3 protein-coding genes are annotated in these 23,134 nt (G+C 49.3%); all 3 read left to right on the top strand.

The genetic code is table 11. The features are described 5' to 3' along the window. Window positions 1–33 precede the first annotated feature (33 nt). The 3 genes from ACOMHB_RS22645 (at window position 34) to ACOMHB_RS22635 (ending at window position 23,054) form a co-directional block, all read left to right on the top strand. Window positions 34–7,602, top strand: coding sequence for an AAA family ATPase (locus ACOMHB_RS22645; protein ID WP_448218315.1), 7,569 nt, complete (start codon window positions 34–36; stop codon window positions 7,600–7,602). Window positions 7,603–7,744: 142 nt separating this feature from the next. Continuing rightward, window positions 7,745–15,343 (top strand): AAA family ATPase, encoded by a 7,599-nt coding sequence (locus tag ACOMHB_RS22640; protein ID WP_448218314.1) that lies wholly within the window; start codon window positions 7,745–7,747, stop codon window positions 15,341–15,343. Window positions 15,344–15,497: 154 nt separating this feature from the next. Continuing rightward, on the top strand, window positions 15,498–23,054 hold the full coding sequence (locus ACOMHB_RS22635) for an AAA family ATPase (RefSeq protein ID WP_448218313.1): 7,557 nt from the start codon (window positions 15,498–15,500) through the stop codon (window positions 23,052–23,054). Window positions 23,055–23,134 lie beyond the last annotated feature (80 nt).

Genomic DNA, 23,134 nt, shown 5'->3' with positions numbered 1-23,134 from the left:
TCCTTCAAATGACAGTTGAGAGGGAGATTGACTATGGATGGTCAAATTGCCGGAGGTACCAAAAAACGCGTTCATGATCGTAGCCTGCATGATCATGACGTGGCAGCCAAGATGGCAAAGCTGGGTATATCGTCAGAGGAAAAGCAGGATGTAGAAATCTGCTCTGAAGTAAGGTCCAGATTAAAGAGATCTCCCTCTTCGGAGACCTTGCCTGACAAAGTGAGAACCATCTCCGCAACGGATTCCTCGCTCCAAAAGGCGACTCATTCCTTCGATTTTCGTTTTGTCGACAGTGATGACGAGGTTCGACAGCTTTTGATTGCCAGGACCCGTGATGAACATCTTGATGTTGCCCTTGTTTCCCATCCTGATGACCTTTTAAAGGCTAACCTGGTGAGCCGGTTGAGTATTTCCGAAGAGGGTCGCCACACTCTGGGTTCAGGCAAGCTGTTCGAAGGTTCACAGCCATTGACTCTGGTAATGGATATTCGAAAGCTTACCAGCGAAGAGCTGCCCAAATTTAACGATCTGCTGGACCCGGATAGCCCCTGTCTGTACGACAAAGTCAGCCAGGAGAAGCGCACCCTGGGTCAGCATGTTTCTTTATTGGTTCTGGCAGACCCTGCTCAGCTGACATCGCTTGGCAGGCGTGATGACGCACCTGGCGCTGATTTCTGGCGTAGAATTAATCGACCGGAAAATACCTGGCAGTTCAACGCACAGACTGGCAATGACCCATCAGTGGAGATCGACAAGGTACCTCCGTTATTGGCTGAACTCCCCTCTGCCGAAAGTGTTATGGACGACGACAATAGTGTTTTAATTGACTGCCATTTGCACAGCAACTGGCGACAGTTGCTGCTGGGCGGCCCCGGAGTGGATAAACAGGGGCGAATCCAGCACCTGCCCGGCAGGCTTGAGTCATTGAGGGCCGGACAACGGGTGATTCTGAAAGGGGCCGACTGGGAAGATCTGGCCTTTGAGCAGACCATTCGACAGATGCTGACGCAACAGTGTTTTGAGAGCAACGGGAAGATCTGTCCGTTACCCGACGATGTTCAGTTTTATCAAATGCCGGTTGGGAATAACGAGCTTCATTCACTGTTCCTGAGTCTGTCGCACTCTCTTGTCAAAGAAGGTGACAATAAAGACTCTGCTCTACGAATCCCGATCATTATTAACGAGAGTAATATCAGTGAATGGCTGAGCCCGATTGCCATTGCCCCGGAAGGCTATGCAGTACCAAACAACTGTCTGTTAGAACAGATTCGGGCGGGAGGTTCAGTCACCGTAACGTCTCCCCTCACTGAGGTTCTCTGGTTTCGTTTGCTGGGATCATTGGTGACTATTCGCGAGATGACCGGCCTGGAGCCGCAACTTCAGGTAGCCCACTGGAAAAAGCAACCGAAAGCCCTGGGATTGACAGAAAAAGATGAGCGCCCTCTGTCCAGGCCACAGGAAGAAATCAGAAATCAGGCCGCCTTTCATTTCGTCACTTATCAGCAATACGCTCAGGCAAGTCACTGGATCAGTGAACAGCAGGAAGCCCCTCTGGTCATTCAGGTCAATGAACAGACCAGCTTCAGCCAGCTCTTTGATAATATCCATATCGCCTCGGAACAAAAGGCGCATTTTAGACGACATCCAAGTCAATTGCAGAAGGCATTAACCACTGGCAAACCGGTTGTACTGCTGGGACTGGACAGCAATCCGGCGCTTCAGCAACTTCTGGAACCTCTGGTTGTTGGGGAACCTTTGCTAGTGAATGGCCAACTGCAGGCCTACCCAAAAGCTCGTGTCACCCTCTTCTGGCCTGAGTCTGCAAGAAGCTCATCTTCAATAGTTAATTCAATGGTTGCCACAGGTGAACCTGGTCCCGAGCCCGATCTCTGGGATATTAGTGCTCATAAACATGGTATCTCCCGGACTGAGCTGCCAGAACAAGCACTTGATGAACTTTACGAAGCCTTTAAAACCGTACCTGCCCACCTGTGTAACCCCCTGCCTGAAATGACCGAAGGATTGTTGCACAATCTGATAATGGCTGCCCGGCGAGCACAGCAGGTCGACCAGTCGCCACGGCTTTTACCCCGCCACTGGCGCAAGGCCATCAATAGCATCATCACACATGGCACCCGACAACATCCGTCAGTGCGTGATTTTATGAAAGTGGCTTGTTTGCAGTTATTACGGGATAAGGATCAAACCGCCTCGGTAGACCCGGATCGCTTAAACGCCATCATCAAGGGTGCCCCCCGGTTTGATAGAAAGTTTGTGACTCAAAACCTGTGGCCACTGATCAGAGTGTTTAATCTTGCATTCTCAGAGGGCAAACGGTCTGAAGGCTTGCATCTTTCCTATGACTCTCCCTTTACACGGTGTCATGAAACAACTGAAAAAAAATTTCTGGACGAGCTCTTTGGCATGATCCTGGCCCATGCTCCTGAAGAACAACGAGATAAAATAGCGTATCAGTTGCAAGTCGATCCGGAAACGACAGAGCAATATCAATATTTAGCCATCATGCCATCAAGACAGATCAAACGTTTGCAAGACGCACTGGCTTCTGGCTGGCAATTATCTTTGCAAAAAGGGCAGACCCGATCCGATACCATTCACGCCCTGGCCACTGATTGTTTTCATAGCGCCAGAACAGCGAATTCTGAGGCAAAAGGCATTGCACGCATTGAACATCGACTGGCTGAATCACTGAAATGGACGGGCTCCACTGATATGCCCCTGCCAGCACTGGCCCGGGATCTTTATCACGGCGAGATAAGTCAGAAAGATCGTGAAAGTCGTCGATTATCCCGACTCCACGACCGGCTTACAGATTCTCCTGTTATCTTCCTGCAGGGAGAAACCGGCACCGGCAAAAGTTACTTTTCCGCCAAATTGGCAAAAACTTCAGGACAGGCTGCGGTCATTTCCCTTGGGCCTTCTGACAGCGAAAAAACCCTGATGAAACGCTGGCAGTGGCAAGAGCACACCGATGGTGATCGCTCCATGAAACTGCAAAACAGGGCGCTGATGGAATGGGCCAACACTCCGTCCGGGAAGGATGGACACTATGTCACTCTGGTTCTGGATGAAGCCAACCTGGCCAAAGCCGGATTGCTGGCATCATTGAACGGCTTATGGGAACCGGAGCCCTGCATTTACGTGAATGGTCACCCTGTCAGGGTCGGCCCAAAACACCGGGTTATTCTCACTGGCAACCCGGATCATTACGCCGGGCGTCAAATGGACCCGGCTCTGAAAGAGAAACTGCCGACAACTTACTACCCTCGCCTGGATCAGGCATTCCTTCGCGACAGAGTGGTGGAACCGGCTTTGGTCAAGCATTTACAACGGCATCTGCCGGAGCAGCAAATAAACGACATTGCACACAGTGCCACCCAAAGTGTGATGGCACTTTGGCAATATTATCAGGAACTCTTGCCCGACCATGAGTTTACCCCCAGGGATTTAACCGATATCTGCAGTTGGGTGGGCTGGTATCTGGATCGAGCCCTGCCCGCTCGCGGCAGTGTGACCTGTGGGCAAATAAACAGTTTGATACAACATAGTTTTCGGGATGTACTGGGGTCGGAAATCACCGAAACTTATCAGGATGCCCTGTCAGCGCTGGAAATCTGGTTTGCTGCCCGTTACCAACCGGAGAACACCCTGAGCGACAGAGTTCAGGAACACACTCTGCAGGAAATGCAGCAGACCTTCAGTACAGTCAGCGAAAAAATCCGACCAGACTTTGATACCTCCGGATCGACAGTCCGTGAGCTGGCGCAACGGCTTGGACAGGATTTAAACCGCTGTCAGCAGGCTTATCATCACGACAGAAAACACGGCGGTCGTCAGGCGACACTGATTGAAGGCCCGGCCGGACGGGGCAAGGATGCCACGCTGAACCTGGTGATTGAAAGTGTCAGAAAGGAGGCTAAGCGACAGGGAGAGTCCATGCCGGAAGTCTTTTACCTGAATGCCTGTGATTGTTCCTGGGACAAAGTGTGTGAAGCGATCCAGAAGGCAAAAGTCGATGGCGGCATCGTGGTCATTTCAGAAATGAATCTGATCCACAGCCAGCATCTGGAAGGTGAATTGAACGATATTCTGGCCGGTGACGCCCATCCGGGTTTCCACCTGTTTGCCACCATCAACCCGCCTGAATACAGCGGACGAAAACCCTTATCGCCGGCGCTGAAAGGGCGTTTTCGACATTTGCCCATCCGGCAATACAACGCGGCAGAATTACAGACCATTGCCGAAAAAGTGTTGCCAGAGTCCTCAGAAGGGACATTCGCCGCTAAACAGCTGACAGAAAAACATTGTCTTTTAAGGGCTTACCTGCAACAGCAAAAACTGCCGTTGCAGCCGACCAGTCATGATTTACAGAATGTGGCCAGGGCCGTTATCAGAGAAGGTAATTTTACCGAAACCGGCCTTCATCAATGCTTCTATCAGCACTACCGGCTTTATCTGATGGCCGCCAACCTGTCGCTGGAGGCACTGCCAGAATCACCGGTTCCTGCCACGAGTGGGACTGAACTTGTTCCTGAAATTTGCGTCTGGTTCTACCAAACAGTATCGGGCATTGGTCGTCCGTGGCTCATACGACGAAGTGATTGCAACAGTATTGACGAAAAAAACCATGAAATTCAAATTGATACTCATCTGGATGAAGAGGAAGCGAAAACCGAAATCGTCAGGCGTTTGGCTCAGACAAATTGGCAGGCATCAGGTCTTCCCCTGAAGCCGGATCGGTCCGACGATATTTGCACCCGGGCACTCTACCGATACTGGCAGCAAAGCTGGTTTAATCATAATTTTGGCCGAACAGGCGTGGATGCCAATAGCGCATTTCCCTTGACGGAAGAAGAGAAACAAGCACTGAAAATGCTGGTTTCCCAGCCTTATCTTCAGGAGGCTGATCAGCGGATAAAGGCGTGGAATTCCAATGCAGTTCAATGCTGGCCTGAGTTTTGGGAGCAGATAAGGAATTTGCCGAACCGTCTGTTTGGCAATTCTATGAACGAAGCGCTGGCTATGGGCGATGATAGCCCTGCTGAACAATACATTCCAAAAGTCCACGGGAAACAGGCTCCGGCATTGGATCAGAGAATGAACTATAAGCCACAAACTATTAGCGAAGCGTTGGCGATTGGCGGTAATAAAGCTCCTGAAAAATACATTCCGCAAGCCCATAGCAAACTGACTCGGGCATTGGATCGGGAAACGGATTATGATCTCCGGAAGGAAGCAACAGATACGGATTATAAAATTTTTGATACCTGGAGGTATTCTTCCCGTATGTATCGCTGTTCGGCAGAAGATATTTTTGTGACTGCCAGGGGTGATATCATGCGGATGAATATTAATGATATACACATTGAGGGAGTCGAAACCCTCATGCCTGAGCGGTTGCCGGGGCCTGACCAGAAAGTGACATTAGCCAGCAATCAAACGCTGGCAGTCGTTAACTGTTCACCGAACAAACGTCAACATACTTTGCCCAGTCTGAGCCCTTACGACTATATCGTGGCCTTGCGTATAGAATCTGATTTACCATTCACCCTGATCAGAGACGAATATACCGGGCTGCACACGCTGTTTATTCCCGAAGCCAAAGCCGACTCTGGTATTCAAGTGGCTTATGTCGTAGAACCCAGAGAAGTGGTTAAAAAAACACCTGCCAGACGAACTCAACGAGAACGTTCAACACTTTTGGACACCCACTGTTCAAATAATATAAAAACCGTACTGAACAAACTGTTTGCAAACATTGCCGGACAGCCAGACGAAATACAGAAACCTTTGCAGACCATAAAAGACGCTAAAGGCACGATGCAGCGCGTTCGGGCAATCACGGACTATTGCAAAGGGTTTTCCGGTACGGCTCAACCAGAGCCTAATAAAAATTTCTTCAAATTTCTCGTCACACGGCGGCAAGGTAGCTGTCGTCATCGCGTGCCTGTTTTTATTGCTTTTTGCCGTTATTTTGGGATTCCATGTCGGCAAATAAATAGTTTTATCCACAGCTTTGCAGAGTATTCTCCGGATGGAGGACAAACCTGGAAATCAGTGGATTTGGGCGGATCGCCCGGACGGACAAAAACAATGACACCTGACTTCCAGCGCAACAGGAATCTCAATGATTCCAGCACTGAGTTAATGAAGATTAAGGAGTTTCTGAGGGATATCCTGAAAGGGGCAGATCTGGCACAACAGCAAACTCTGGCTAAAGCCTGTGATATGAGTCTGGAGGAACTGAACCAGGCCCTTGAGACAAAAAGAGCGTTGCCAGAAACCAATCTGGGTATTTCCGAAATCGTCAAGAACCTTTGGAAGGAAAAAAATCTGACCGGTTTTTCCATGGGCGTCTCACTTCTGGAGTCACTGGAGACAGAGGCACTTGACAATAAAAAGCAGGGATTGGTCGGTTTTATGGTTGACAACGATGGGAATGTCATCAGACCGATGTCGGAAGCAGTCAAACATATATTGTCCAACACTCATGAGGACCAAATCACTGAACAGCTGAAGTTACTTCATTCAAAAATGATTGTTCAGGCCGGAGCGAGTCCTGTCAATTGGTTGGATTCAATAGTGCATATACTGAAGGGCAGTGACCTGGCCAACCCTGCGGTTATGCGCTTTGCCCGAAAAGCCCTGAAATCGGGCTGGCTGGAAACACCGCCGCACGATGATTGGAACGCCGGAAATACCCATGACCATCATCGGCTATTAGTGCGTCTGGAAGCTGTTGATGAACTGAAGGTTGAAGCCACCCGCTGTCTCAAAAAGTGGTACAGGGATCTTTTGCCCAAGAAAAAAAATAGCCACATGTGGAAGACAGGTTATGCAATCTTCCAAAAGAAGAAAGGTGACACCTTGTTGGTCACTCATTGTCATGATGGGTTTTCGCCATTCCTTAAAAATAAAATAGTCCTCTCATCCTTGCAGACTGCCTGGACGGACGACCCTGAGGGCACGCCAAATATAGAACGAATGCTGGTGCGCCATCCTGCGTTTGAGCAGTCAAGCTCGGGTAAGGCGGCCCACCGTCCGGTGATTATCCTGGGGCAACCTTCCTGGGACAACACAATGATTAATGAAAAAGCCGAAGCCCTTTTTCAACGAATAGTTGAGAGCAGCCCGAACCTGAAAAAACAGCTTGATGCCAAAAGCAGGAACAAATCCGCAACAGAACCCTCTGAGCTATCACCCGGGGAGCAGAAACTTGTGGATGATTTACAAGACAAATGCAAGAAAGCAATTCAGCACGCCTTCAGTCATTATCTCTATGGAGTGACGCACTCGAAGGGCGGTTGTTTAAACTATTGTTGGGCCAATGCTTCTATATTTGGCTGCTTCACAGATTTATATGGCGCTCACGATCCATCCTCACCAGAGGAGCTGAATGCCATGATGTTTTCAATCAATAGCTCTCCCTGTTTTCAGGAATCTGTCAAGGATGCCTATTTAAGGCAGGTACAAAACGCCAGTAACGCTCTGGTGCTCAAATCCGATGAGCTGACAAAAATTGCCGGAGAGTTTGTGAACACCGTGAATTTGAATTCGATTTATGAGTCATTGGATACCTGATAACCGTCTTGCCATGATGCGTTATTCGAGATAGGGGACTTCCCCCAATGGCAACGAATAACGACCAAAATGGAACTTTACTCCCACCTTAAGGTCTAATCGTTAAAGAATTTTCAAATGACAGTTGAGAGGGAGATTGACTATGGATGGTCAAATTGCCGGAGGTACCAAAAAACGCGTTCATGATCGTAGCCTGCATGATCATGACGTGGCAGCCAAGATGGCAAAGCTGGGTATATCGTCAAAGGAAAAGCAGGATGTAGAAATCTGCTCTGAAGTAAGATCCAGACTAAAGAGATCGCCAACTTCAGAGACCTTGCCTGACAAAGTGAGAACCATCTCCGCAACGGATTCCTCGCTCCAAAAGACGACTCATTCCTTCGATTTTCGTTTTGTCGCCAGCGATGACGAGGTTCGACAGCTTTTGATTGCCACTACCCGTGATGAACATCTTGATGTTGCGCTTATTTCCCATCCCGATGACCTTTTAAAGGCTAACCTGGTGAGCCGGTTGAGTATTTCCGAAGAGGGTCGCCACACTCTGGGTTCAGGCAAGCTGTTCGAAGGTTCACAGCCATTGACTCTGATAATGGATATTCGAAAGCTCACCAGCGAAGAGCTGCCCAAATTTAACGATCTGCTGGACCCGGATAGCCCCTGTCTGTACGACAAAGTCAGCCAGGAGAAGCGCCCCCTGGGTCAGCATGTTTCTTTATTGGTTCTGGCAGACCCTGCTCAGCTGACATCGCTTGGCAGGCGTGATGACGCACCTGGCGCTGATTTCTGGCGTAGAATTAATCGACCGGAAAATACCTGGCAGTTCAACGCACAGACTGGCAATGACCCATCAGTGGAGATCGACAAGGTACCTCCGTTATTGGCTGAACTCCCCTCTGCCGAAAGTGTTATGGACGACGACAATAGTGTTTTAATTGACTGCCATTTGCACAGCAACTGGCGACAGTTGTTGCTGGGCGGCCCCGGGGTGGATAAACAGGGGCAAATCCAGCATCTTCCCGGCAAGCTTGAGCTATTGAAGGCCGGACAACGGGTGATACTGAAGGGGGCCGACTGGGAAGATCTTGCCTTTGAACAGACCCTTCGACAGATGCTGGCGCAACAGTGTTTTGAGAGCAATGGCAAGATCTGTCAGTTACCCGACGATGTTCAGTTTTATCAGATGCCGGTAGGGAAGGACGAGCTTCATTCACTGCTGCAAAGTTTGTCCCACTCTCATAACAAACAGGGTGACAAAGGACTTGATAAAGAGCAGGCACCAGCAAACCTCATCCTCATTAACGAGAGTAATATTGTTCAATGGCTGAACCCAATTGCCATCGCCCCGGAAGGCTTCGCAGTTCCTAATACCTGCCTGTTGGAACAGGTTCGTGCCGGTGGTGTCGTCACCGTAACGTCTCCTCTTACTGAGGTAGACTGGTTTTGTTTGCTGGGCTCACTGCAGACGATTCAGAAGACAACCGGCCTGGAGCCCCGACTTCAGGTGGCTCATGCAAAAGGACAACCAAAAGCCCTGGGTTTGACAGAAAACGATAAATACCCTCTGCCCAAACCACCGGAAAAAGTCAGAAATCGCGCTGCCTTTGATACCGTGACTTATCAACGATCTGCCCAGGCAAATCATTGGATCAATGGTCTCCCGCAAGCCCCCCTGGTCATTCAGGTCAATGAACAGACCAGTTTCAGCCAGCTATTTGATAACATCCATATCACCTCGGAACAAAAGGCCCGTTTTGGACAAGGTCGGAGTGCGTTGCAGGAGGCATTAACCGCTGGCAAGCCGGTGGTATTGCGGGGGCTGGAGACTAATCCAACGCTTCAGCAGCTTCTGGAACCCCTGATTATTGGACAACCTCTGTTGGTGAATGGCCAATTACAGGCCTATCCAAAAGCTCATGTCACCCTGCTCTGGCCTGCGTCTGCAAAAAGCACGTCGTCAATAGTTAATCTGATGATCGCCAAAGGTAGCCCGTGTCTTGAGGTTGACCTTTGGGATATCAATGTCGTCAGGCATGGTATCCCACGGACTGAACTGCCAGAACAGGAGCTTTATAAACTTTACGAAGCGTTTAAAACCGTACCTGCCCGGCTTTGTAACCCACTGCCGTCAATAACTGAAGGGTTGTTAAACAATCTGATACTGGCTGCCCGGCAAGCACAGCAGGTTGACCAGTCCCTGCAACTCCTGCCCTGCCACTGGCGAAAGGCTATCAATAGCGTCATCACCCATGGCACCCGACAGAACCCGACTGTGCGTGATTTTATGAAAGTGGCTTGTTGGCAATTGTTACCGGATAAGAATCAGACCACCACGGTAGACCCGGATCAGTTAACGGCCATCATCAACGGTTCCCGGCGGTTGGATAGAAGGTTTGTGAGGCAAAACCTCTGGCCGCTGACCCGGGCCCTTGATCCGGCAGTCTTGACGGATAACCCGTTTGAAGGATTACAACTGTCCTATGAAAGTCCACTGCCCGGGTGGGCTCAAAAAGAAGTTCTGGACAAGGTCTGCGCCCTGATCGTGGCCCATGGGCCTGAGGAACAACGACAGGCCATGGCGTATCAGTTGAAAGTCGATCCGGAGGCAGCGAAACTTTATCTACCCTTAACCATCAGGCCATCAAGACAGATTAAACGTTTGCAGGATGCACTGGCTTCTGGCTGGCAGTTAAACTTGCCATCGGGGCAGACCCGGTCCGATGCTATTCACGCGCTGGCCAACGATTGTTTCTACATCGTCAGGACAGCCAATTCTGAAGCAGAAGGCATTGAACGCATAAAACATCGACTGTTTGAATCAATGGCTTGGCAAGGTTCCACTGATATGCCCTTGTCAACTCTGGCCCGGGATCTTTATCACGGCGAGATAAGTCAGAAGGATCGTGAAAGTCGTCGATTATCCCGACTCCATGACCGGCTTACCGACTCTCCCGTTATCTTTCTGCAGGGAGAAACCGGCACCGGGAAAAGTTACTTTTCTGCCAGAATGGCCAAGACTTCAGGGCAGGCTTGGGTGCTGTCTCTTGGACCTTCTGACAGCGAACAGACCCTGATGAAACGCTGGCAGTGGCGACAACATGCCGATGGCGACCGCTCTATGGTGCAGCAAAACCGGGCACTGATGGAATGGGCCAAGACCGAATCCGACAAAGGCGGAGGCTGTGTTGGAGGAGAGTACATAACCCTGGTGCTGGATGAAGCCAATCTGGCCAAAGCCGGATTACTGGCATCATTAAACGGCTTATGGGAACCGCAACCCTGCATCTATGTGAATGGTCATCCTGTCAAGGTCAGCGAAAAACACCGGGTGATTCTCACCGGCAACCCCGATCATTACGCCGGGCGCCAAATGGACCCGGCCCTGAAAGAGAAACTGCCCAGGGCTTACTACCCCCGCCTGGACCAGGCATTCCTTAGGGACAGGGTGGTGGAACCGGCTCTGGCCAATCATTTACAAGAGCATCTGACGGAGCAGCAAATAAACGACATTGCACACAGTGCCAGCAACAGTGTGATGGAACTCTGGCAATATTATCAGGAACTGCTGCCAGAGCATGAGTTTACTCCCAGGGATTTAACAGACATCTGCAGTTGGGTGGGCTGGTATCTGGATCGAGCTCAGCCCGCTCACGGCAGTGTGACCTGTGGGCAAATAAACAGTTTGATACAGCAAAGTTTTCGGGATGTACTGGGCCCTGAAATCACCGAAACGCATCAGGATGCCCTGTCAGCACTGGAAATCTGGTTTGCTGCTCGTTACCAACCGGAGAACACCCTGAGCGACAGAGTTCATAACAAGACCCTGGAGGAAATGCAGCAGGCCTTCAGTACAGTCAGCGAAAAAATCCGACCAGACTTTGATACCTCCGGATCGGCAGTCCGTGAAATGGCGCAACGGCTTGGGCAGGATTTAAGCCGCTGTCAGCAGGCTTATCATCACGACAGAAAACACGGCGGCCGTCAGGCAACACTGATTGAAGGTCCGGCGGGGCGGGGCAAGGATGCCACGCTGAACCTGGTGATTGAAAGTGTCAGACAGCAGGCCGAACAACGGCAAGAATTGATGCCGGAAGTCTTTTACCTGAACGCCTGTGATTGTTCCTGGGAGAAACTGTGTGAAAAGATCCAGAAGGCAAAAGTCGATGGCGGCATAGTGGTGATTTCAGAAATGAATCTGATTGACAGCCAGTATCTGGAAGGTGAGTTAAACGACATTCTGGCCGGTGACGCCCATCCGGGTTTCCACCTGTTTGCTACCATCAACCCGCCTGAGTACAGCGGGCGAAAACCCTTATCACCGGCGCTGAAAGGGCGTTTTCGACATCTGCCCATCCGGCAGTACAATCCGACAGAATTACAGACCATTGCCGAAAAAGTGTTGCCAGTGTCCTCAGAAGGGACATTCGTCGCTAAAAAACTAACAGAAAAACATTGTCTTCTAAGGGCTCACCTGAAACGCACAAAACGACCGTTGCAACCGACCAGCCTTGATTTACAGAATGTTGCCAGGGCTATCACCAGAGGAGGCGATTTTAGCGAAAAAGCCGTTCTTCAATGCCTCAATCAGCACTACCGGCTTTATCTGATGGCCGCCAACCTATCGCTGGAGAAACTGCCCGGGCCTTCGGCTCCTGTCATGGGGAAGAATGAATTTAATTCCGGACTTTGCCAATGGTTCAATGGGACGGTATCGGACATTGATCGTCCGTGGTTGATTCGAAACAGTGATCTCAGCAGTGTTGATGAAAAAAAACATGAAATTCGTATCAAGACCCGTCTGACTGAAGAGGAAACCAAAACGGAACTCATCAGGATGGTGGCCCAGACCAGATGGCAGGCATCCGGTCTTTCCCTGAAGCCGGATCGGTCGGACGATATTCTCAGACAGGCTCTCTACAGACACTGGCAGCAACGCTGGTTCGCTGATGATTTTAGCCTTACCGAAGTGGACGCTAATAGCGTATTTCCCCTGACCAAAGAACAGGCACAAATACTGAAAATGCCGACTTGCCAGCCTTATCTTCAGGAGGCTGATAAGCAGATACAGGTATGGAAGGCCCATGACGTTCAATGCTGGCCCGCATTTTGGCAGCAGATCAGTGATCTGTCGAACCATTGGGCAAAGGTTTTTATCAACCAAGCATCAGCTATTAGCGGTGACAGCGCTCCTGAACCCTATGATCCGGAAGTTGAGGAGAAAGAAGCACCGGCATTGGATCGAAGAACGAACTATGAGGATCAGGAGATACCGAAGATTGAACTTTGTGAAGTTTTTGATTCGCAGCATCCCCCTGAAATGTATCGCTGGCAGGCAATAGATATTCGTATCACTGCCAGAGGTGAAATCAAAAAGATCAATCTTAATGGTAAATACCTTCTGGGGGTCGAAACCCTCACACCTAAAAGGTTGCCAGAGAATGACCAGAAAGTCGCATTAACCGGAGATCAAACGCTGGCGACCCTTCGGGTATCACCAAAGAATGGTCAATGTCCATTGCCCAGCCTGACGGCCAGTGACTCTATCGTGGCCCTGTGTATAGAACCTAATTTGCCATTTAAACTGATCAGGGACCACTATACCGGGCTTCATACACTGTTTATTCCTCTAGCCGCTGCCGACCAGAGTTTTCAATGTACTTATGTCGTAGAACCCGGAAAGCCGGGCAAAAAAACGGCTGCCAGAGAAGCCTTTTTTGACGTCCAGTGTTCAGAAGGCGTGAGGTCCGTACTGAAGGAAATATTTGGAAACATCGGCGAACAACCAGCCAAAGTACAGGCACCGTTGCAGAAAATAATAGACGCTAAAAACATCAGGCAACGAATTAGCGCAATCACGGAATACTGCCAACAGTTCTGCGGTGCAGCTAAACCAGAAGAGAGTGAAAATTTCTTTCGATTTCTGGTAACAAATCGGCAAGGTAGCTGTCGTCATCGTGTGCCTGTTTTTGTTGCTTTTTGTCGCTATTTCGAGATTCCCAGTCGGCAAATTGAGAGCCTCAAGCACGTCTTTGCTGAGTATTCCGTAGATGGAGGCCAAACCTGGGAGTCTTCGGATTTGGGCGGGGCGCCGGTGAAGGTAACAAAAACTACACCTTTCTACCAGGCTGCCGGGAAGGCCGGGAAAGCCAGGAAGGCCGAAAAGGTCAGAAAGGCTGGTGATTTCAGCACTGAATTAAAAAACCTGAACGATGCTGACTTAGCACAACAGCAAGCTCTGACTAAAGCTTCTGGTATGAGCCCTGAGGAACTGAACAAAGCCCTTGAGACAAACAGCGCATTACCCAATCCAAGTACTTCCGAAGTTGTACAAAATCTTTGGAGGGAAAAAAATTTAGCCGGTTTTTCTATGGGTGTCTCAATATTAACAGAGACAAAAGAACTGAGCGCTTCAGAAAAGAAATTGATCGGTAATGTGCCCAACCAATATGGGAAGCCCCATAATCCGATGTCGTCGGCAGTAAGACAAATATTGTTAGACAATGATGCAGATCAGGTCATTGAACAACTCAGGTCATTGCACTCAAAAATGGTAGTTGAGGAAGAAGCAAGCCCTCTGCAGTGGTTGGGTTCAATGAATAAAATACTGCTGTACAGTGACTTAACCAACCCTTCGGTTAGACACTTTGCCAATAAAGCCCTGCAATTGGGTTGGCTAGATCCACTGTCGTTCTACAAAGAAAAAATTATCAGAGCCGGTGAACACCATTGTCTGTTGAAGAGACTTGAAGACGTCGATGAACTGAAGGTTGCAGCCACAGATTGCCTGAAAAAATGGTATCAGACCCTGTTGCACAGGGGAAAAAACAGCAAGCAATGGTGTCATTTTTATAGCGACCATCAAGAGAATAATCTCGATGCCTTGTTGATTACTCACTGTCATGATGGTTTTTCAAAATCCCTTGAAAATAAAATCGCCCACCGAGCTCTAAACAGCCGCTGGACTGACCAGCCCGGGGGCATTCCGAATATAGAACGAATGCTGGTGCATCAACCTGCTTTTGAGCAGTTGATCTCGGGCAGGGCGAACCACCGTCCGGTAATTATCGTGGGAGGCAATTTTTGGTGCAACACAGTGATTGATGAAAAGGCCGAAGTCCTGCTCCAACGAAAAGTTGAGAGCAATCCGGAATTGAAGACATTATCGGAAAAGGTCAAAAAATATAAGGCGATAGAACTGGAATGCACCAGAGCTCTGGCCGACTTGGATGAAGAGAGAAAAAACGCCTACAAACTCTGTTTTTCTTGTTGGCAATATCAAAATAAATTAAAAGAAATCGTGAAAAAACAGCTTGAAATCGAAAGCCGCTACCGACGCATTCTGGAGACCCTTGGGGTATCAGATAAAGAGAAGTCCCTTCTGAGAGGTATAGAACTCAAATACTCAGAAGCGATTTGTCAGGCCTTCAGTCATTATCTGTATGGAGTGACACACTCAAAAGGCAGCTCTTTGACCTATTGCTGGGTCGACGCTTCCTTAGGGAACTCCTGCTACAAAAACTCCTATGGTGCTCATGAGCCATCCTCACCACAAGAGCTGTATGACATGACGCGTCATATTAACAGCTCTTTATCGTTTCAGAGTTCTGTAGAGGATACCTACTTAAAGCAGGCACAAAACGCCGGTAACGCTCTGGTGATCAAATCCTGTGACTTGACCAAAATTGCCAACGAGTTTTTGCACACTGTGAATTTAAATTCGCTGTATGAGTCATTGGATACCTGATGAGTACTTAACCATTTGGCCGTGATGAGTTTTTTGAGATCGGTGATTTCCTCCAATAGTCAGGGTTATCTCTTTAAATGGAACTTTCGTTCATTTCTAAAGTCTAAACATTAAACACTTTCAATTTAATCCTTCAGATGTCAGGAGGCGGACTATGGATGGTCGTATTTGTGGTAAAAAAATAAAGGCGCCCGTTCACGATACTGCCACGCCTGCCAAAAGAGCAAAGCTGGATTTACCGCTAAGTATTGCCAAGGTCACCAGTGTAACTGCCAGACTCGATAAATTGTCAATTCCGGGTGTGATGTCTGGTAAACCGAGAAGGGTATCCTCAACGGACTCATCGCTTCAAAAGATCTCTAATGCCTTTGATTTTCGTTTTGTCGCCAGCGATGACGAGGTTCGACAGCTTTTGGTTGCTACTGACGGTGATGAACATCGTGATGTTGCCCTTATTTCCCATCCCGATGACCTTTTACAGGCTAACCTGGTGAGCCGGTTGAGTATTTCCGAAGAGGGTCGCCACACTCTGGGTTCAGGCAAGCTGTTCGAAGGTTCACAGCTATTGACTCTGGTGATGGATATTAGAAAGCTCACCAGCGAAGAGCTGCCCAAATTTAACGATCTGCTGGACCCGGATAACCCCTGTCTGTACGACAAAGTCAGCCAGAAGAAGCGCCCTCTGGGCCAGCATGTTTCTCTATTGGTTCTGGCAGACCCTGCACAGCTGGCATCAATTGGCCATAGTGGCAATGCCCCCGGTGCTGATTTCTGGCGACGAATTAACCGACCGGAAAATACCTGGCAGTTCAACCCACAGACTGGCCATGACCCATTGATGGAGACCGACAAGTTACCTCCGTTATTGGCTGAACTCCCCTCTGCCGAAAGTGCTATGGACGACGACAACACCGTTGTTATTGAATGTCACTTGCACAACAACTGGCGACAGTTGCTGCTGGGCGGCCCCGGAGTGGATAAACAGGGGCGAATCCAGCACCTCCCCGGCAGGCTTGAGACATTGAGGGCCGGACAACGGGTGATTCTGAAAGGGGCCGATTGGGAAGATCTGGCCTTTGAACAGACCATGCGACAGATGCTGGCGCAACACTGTTTTGAGAGCAATGGCAAGGTCTGTCAGTTACCCGACGATGTTAAGTTTTATCAAATGCCGTTGGGGAATAACGAGCTTCATTCACTGTTTCAAAGCCAATCCCGCTCTTGTTACAAAGAAGGTGATAAAGGAGTTGATAAAGATCAGACACCAGGAAACCCGATTATTATTAACCAGGGTAATATCGCCCAGTGGCTGAACCCGATTGCCATTGCTCCGGAAGGCTTCGCAGTTCCTAATACCTGCCTGTTAGAACAAGTTCGTGCCGGTGGTGCCGTCACCGTAACGTCTCCTCTCACTGAGGCAGATTGGTTCTGTTTGCTGGGCTCACTGCAGACTATTCAGAAGACAACCGGTCTGGAGCCCCGGCTTCAGGTGGCTCATGCAAAAGGACAACCAAAAGCCCTGGGTTTGACAGAAAACGATAAATACCCTCTGCCCAAACCACCGGAAAAAGTCAGAAATCCTGGTGCCTTTGATACAGTGACATATCAGCAAGATGCTCAGGCAAATTATTGGATCAATGGTCTCCCGCAGGCACCTCTGGTCATTCAGGTCAATGAACAGACCAGTTTCAGCCAGCTATTTGATAATATCCATATCACCTCAGAACAAAAGGCCCGTTTTGGACAAGGTCGGAGTGCGTTGCAGGAGGAATTAACCGCTGGCAAGCCGGTGGTATTGCGGGGGCTGGAGACTAATCCAACGCTTCAGCAGCTCCTGGAACCCTTGATTATTGGACAACCTCTGTTGGTGAATGGCCAATTACAGGCCTATCCAAAAGCTCATGTCACCCTGCTCTGGCCTGCGTCTGCAAAAAGCCAGTCGTCAATAGTTAATCTGATGATCGCCAAAGGTAGCCCGTGTCTTGAGGTCGATCTTTGGGATATCAATGTCGTCAGGCATGGTATCCCACGGACTGAACTGCCAGAACAGGCGCTTTATAAACTTTACGAAGCGTTTAAAACCGTACCTGTTCACCTTTGTAACCCACTGCCAGAAATAACTGAAGAGTTGTTGAACAATCTGATACTGGCTGCCCGGCGAGCACAAGAGGTTGACCAGTCCTTGCAACTCCTGCCCTGCCACTGGCGAAAGGCTATCAATAGCGTCATTACCCATGGCACCCGACAGAACCCGACTGTGCGTGATTTTATGAAAGTGGCTTGTTGGCACTTGTTACCGGATAAGAATCAGACCGCCACGGTAGACCCGGATCAGTTAACGGCCATCATCAAAGGTTCCCGGCGGTTGGATAGAAGATTTGTGAAGCAGAACCTCTGGCGGCTGACCCGGGCCTTTGATCCGGCAGTCTTGATGGAGAACCCTTTTGAAGGATTACAACTGTCCTATGAAAGTCCACTGCCCGGGTGGGCTCAAAAAGAAGTTCTGGACAAGGTCTGCGCCCTGATTGTGGCCCATGGGCCTGAAGAACATCGACAGGCAATGGCTTATCAGTTGGCGGTGGACCCGCAGGCAGCGAAACACTGTCTACCCTTAGCTATCAGGCCATCAAGACAGATTAAACGCTTGCAGGATGGGCTGGCTTCTGGCTGGCAGTTACACTTGCCATCGGGGCAGACCCGGTCCGATGCCATTCAGGCGCTGGCCAGCGATTGTTTTTACATGGCCAGAACGGCGAATTCTGAGGCAGAAGGCATTGATCGTATAGTACTTCGGCTGTCTGAATCATTGAAATGGACGGTCTCCACTGATATGCCTTTGTCAGCGCTGGCCAGGGATCTTTATCACGGCGAGATAGATCAGAAAGATCGTGAAAGCCGACGATTATCCCGGCTCCATGAACGGCTTACGGACTCTCCTGTTATCTTCCTGCAGGGAAAAACCGGCACCGGGAAAAGTTACTTTTCTGCCAAAATGGCCAGGGCTTCAGGACAAGCTTCAGTCATTTCCCTTGGACCTTCCGACAGTGAACAGACCTTGATGAAACGCTGGCAGTGGCGACAACAGGCCGATGGCGACCGCTCTATGGTGCAGCAAAACCGGGCGTTGATGGAATGGGCCGGTACCCAATCCGACAAAGACGGTGAATACATTACCCTGGTTCTGGATGAAGCCAACCTGGCCCAGACCGGAATACTGGCATCATTGAACGGCTTATGGGAACCGCAACCCTGCATCTATGTGAATGGTCATCCTGTCAAGGTCAGCAAAAAACACCGGGTGATTCTCACCGGCAACCCGGATCATTATGCCGGGCGTCAAATGGACCCGGTCCTGAAAGAGAAACTGCCCAGGGCTTACTACCCCCGGTTAGACCAGGCATTCCTTCGGGATGGAGCCGTGGAACCCGCTCTGGTAAAGCATCTACAACGGCATCTGCTGGAGCAGCAAATAAACGACATTGCACACAGTGCCAGCAAAAGTGTGATGACGCTCTGGCAATATTATCAGGAACTCTTGCCCGACCATGAGTTTACCCCCAGGGATTTAACAGACATCTGCAGCTGGGTGGGCTGGTATCTGGATCGTGCTCAGCCCGCTCGCGGCAGTGTGACCTGTGGGCAAATAAACGGTTTGATACAGCAAAGTTTTCGGGATGTACTGGGCCCTGAAATCACCGAAACACATCAGGATGCCCTGTCGGCACTGGAAATCTGGTTTGCTGCCCGCTACGAACCGGAGAACACCCTGAGCGACAGAGTTCATAAGAAAACCCTGGAGGAAATGCAGCAGGCCTTCAGTACAGTCAGCGAAAAAATCCGACCAGACTTTGATACCTCCGGATCGGCAGTCCGTGAACTGGCGCAACGACTTGGACAGGATTTAAGCCGCTGTCAGCAGGCTTATCATCACAAAAGAAAACACGGCGGTCGTCAGGCGACACTGATTGAAGGTCCGGCGGGGCGGGGCAAGGATGCCACGCTGAACCTGGTGATTGAAAGTGTCAGAAAGCAGGCTGAACAACGGCAAGAATCCATGCCGGAAGTCCATTACCTGAATGCCTGTGATTGTTCCTGGGACAAACTGTGCGAAAAGATCCAGAAGGCAAAAGACGATGGCGGCATCGTGGTGATTTCGGAAATGAATCTGATCGACAGCCAGCACCTGGAAGGTGAATTGAACGATATTCTGGCCGGTGGCGCCCATCCGGGTTTCCACCTGTTTGCCACCATCAACCCGCCTGAGTACAGCGGGCGTAAACCCTTATCACCGGCGCTGAAAGGGCGTTTTCGACATTTACCCATCCGGCAGTACAACGCGGCAGAATTACAGACCATTGCCGAAAAGGTGTTGCCAGAGTCCCCGGAATGGATATCAGTCGCTAAAAAGCTAACAGAAAAACATTGTCGTTTAAGGGCTTACCTGCAACAGAGAAAACTGCCATTGCAGCCGACCAGTCTTGATCTTCAGAATGTCGCCAGGGCTGTCTTCAGAGGAGGCGACTTTTCCGATAAAGCACTTCATCAATACCTCACTCAGCACTACCAGCTTTTCTTCATGGCCGCCAATCTATCGCTGGAGAATCTGCCCGGGTCATCAGCTCTTGCCGTGGAGAAAAGTGAATTTAATTCCGGACTTTGCCAATGGTTAAATCGGACAGTATCGGACATTGATCGTCCGTGGTTGGTACGAAGCAGTCATCTCAGCGGTGTTGATGAAAAAAACCATGAAATTCGTATCAAGACTCGTCCAGCTGGAGAGGAAACCAAAAGGGAACTCATCAGGATGGTGGCCCAGACCAGATGGCAGGCATTCGGTCTTTCCCTGAATCCGGATCAGTCGGACGATATTTTCACACAGGCACTTTACAGACACTGGCAGCAATGCTGGTTCGCTGGTGTGTTTGACCTTACGGACGTGGACGCTAATAGCGTATTTCCCCTGACCAAAGAGCAGGCACAAACACTGAAAAGGCCTGCTTTCCAGCCTTATCTTCAGGAGGCTGATAAGCAGATACAGGCATGGAAGGCCAATGACGTTCAATGCTGGCCCGTATTTTGGCATCAGATCAGTGATCTGCCGAAGCGCTGGGTAAACGACTTTATTAACACAGCATCAGCTATTGGCGGTAACGACGCTCCTGAACCCTACGACCCGGAAGTCGAGGAACAAAAAGCTCCGGCTTTGGACCGAGAGACGAACTATGAGGATGAGGAAACGCAAAAGGTTGAACTTTATAAAGTTTTTGATTCGCAGCATTTCCCTGAGATGTATCGCTGGCAGGCATGGGATATTCGTGTCACTGCCAGGGGTGATATCAAAAAGATCAATCTTGATAGTAAACACCTTCTGGGGATCGAAACCCTGACATCTGACCAGTTGCCAGGGAATGACCAGGAAGTGATATTAACCAGAAATCAAACGCTGGCGACCCTTGAGATATCACCAAAGAACGGTCAATGTCTGTTGCCCAGCCTGACGGCCAGTGACACTATCATGGCCCTGCATATAGAACCCTGTTTGCCATTTAAACTGATCAGGGACGACTATACCGGGCTGCATACACTGTTTATTCCTCTGGCCGCAGTCGGCCAGAGTTTTCAATGTACTTATGTCGTAGAACCCACAAAGCCGGGCAAAAAAACGGCTGCTAAAGAAGCTTTTTTTGACGTCCAGTGTTCAGAAGGCATGAGGTCCGTAATGAAGGAACTGTTTGATAACATCAACGAACAACCCGCCGAAATACAGGCACCGTTGCACAAAATAATAAACGCTAAAGACGTCAGGCAACGAATTAGCGCAATCACGGAATACTGCGAACAGTTCTCCGGTGGCGCTGCACCAGAAGAGCATAAAAATTTCTTTCAATACCTGGTAACACAGCGGCAAGGTAGCTGTCGTCATCGTGTACCTGTTTTTGTAGCTTTCTGTCGTTATTTCGGGATTCCCTGTCGGGAAATTAGTAGCCGCATCCACAGCTTTGCCGAGTATTCCGTGGATGGAGGCCAAACCTGGGGGGCAGTGGATTTGGGCGGGGCGCCCATGGACATAATAGAAATTACACCTGACCAGCAGTCTTCCGGGGAGGTCGTAACGTTTAGCACTGATTCAAAGATCGGGGATCTGATTAAGAATCTCCTGAAAGATGCTGACTCAGCACAACAGCAAGCTCTGGCTGAAGCCTGTTATATGAGCTTCGAGAAACTGCACAAAGTCCTTGAGACAAACAGTACATTGCTCGATAAATATCTAAGTACTGGCGGATTGGTAGAAAATCTTTGGAAGCAAAGAGATTTAGTCGCTTTTTCTATGGGTGTCTCGATCTTGATATCTATGGGTGTCTTGATCTCGATCTCGATCTTCTCGATCTTGATAGAGACAAAAGCATTGCGCTCTTCAGAGGAGCAATTGGTCGGTGATGCGTTCGACCACTATGGGAATCCCCTTGATCGGATGTCGGATGCAGTAATAAAGATATTGATGGGCCATGATGCAGATCAGGTCATTGAACAACTCAAGTCATTGCACTCAAAAATGATTGTTGAGGGCGGAGCAAGTCCCCTGCAGTGGTTGGCTTCAATGAATAAAATACTGCGATGCAGTGACTTAACCATCCCTTCGGTTATTCACTTTGCCAAAGCAGCCATGCAATTGGGTTGGCTAGATCCACTGTCGTTCTACAAAGAAAAGATTATCAAGGCCGATCAACACCATTATCTGTTGGAGTCACTTGAAAAAGTCGATGAACTGAAGGTTGCAGCCACAGATTGCCTGAAAAAATGGTATCAGACCCTGTTGCACAGGGAAAAAAATAGCAAGATATGGTGTGATTTTTATAGCCACGAAAAGAATGAACGCGGTGCCTGGTTCATTACTCACTGTCATGATGGTTTTTCAAAATCCCTTGAAAATAATATCCCCGAGCGATCTTTACAGATCCGCTGGACCGACCAACCCGGGGGCATTCCGAATGTAGAACGACTGCTGTTGCGCCAACCTGCGTTTGAGCAGTCGATCTCGGGCAGGGTGAACCACCGTCCGGTATTTATCATGGGAAATATTTTATGGCACAACACAGTGATTAATGAAAAGGTCGAAGCTCTGTTGCAACAAAAAGCTGAGAACAATCCGGAATTGAAGACATTATCGGGAAAAGCCAAAAAATATCAGGCGATAGAACTGGAACGCAACAGAGCGCTGGCCGACTTGGGTAGTAAGCGAGGTCAAATTGAATTAGAAGAATTCAAGAAAAAACAGCTTGAAATCATAAGCAGCTACCAACAGATTCTGGAGCCCTTTAAGCTATCAATTAAGGAGCAGCTCCTTCTGGAGAAATCAGAAAAAAAATGCAAAGAGGCGATTTATCAGGCCCTCAGTCATTACCTGTATGGAGTGACACACTCAAATGGCGGCTCTTTGGCTTATTGCTGGATCGAGGCTTTCTTAGGGAGCTCCTACCATACAGACTCCTATGGCGCTCATGATCCATCTTCACCAGAAGAGCTGTGTTGTATGTTGTCTTCAATCCAAAGTAATTCTGTGTTAATTCAGTCTCTTGAGGATGACTACCTACGACTTGCACAAAACGCCAATAACGCTCTGGTGCTCAAACCCACTGAGTTGACAAAAATTGCCGACGAGTTTTTGAACACTGTGAATTTAAATTCGCTGTTTGAGTCATTGGATACCTGATAACCAACTGGTTAGGTACTTAACCATTTGGCCATGATGAGCTTTTTGAGATCGGTGATTTCCTCCAATAGTCAGGACTA

The organism is Endozoicomonas sp. 2B-B (assembly GCF_053470045.1).
Note: the sequence above shows the minus strand (reverse complement) of the source record. Positions and strands in the feature narration are given on the sequence as shown.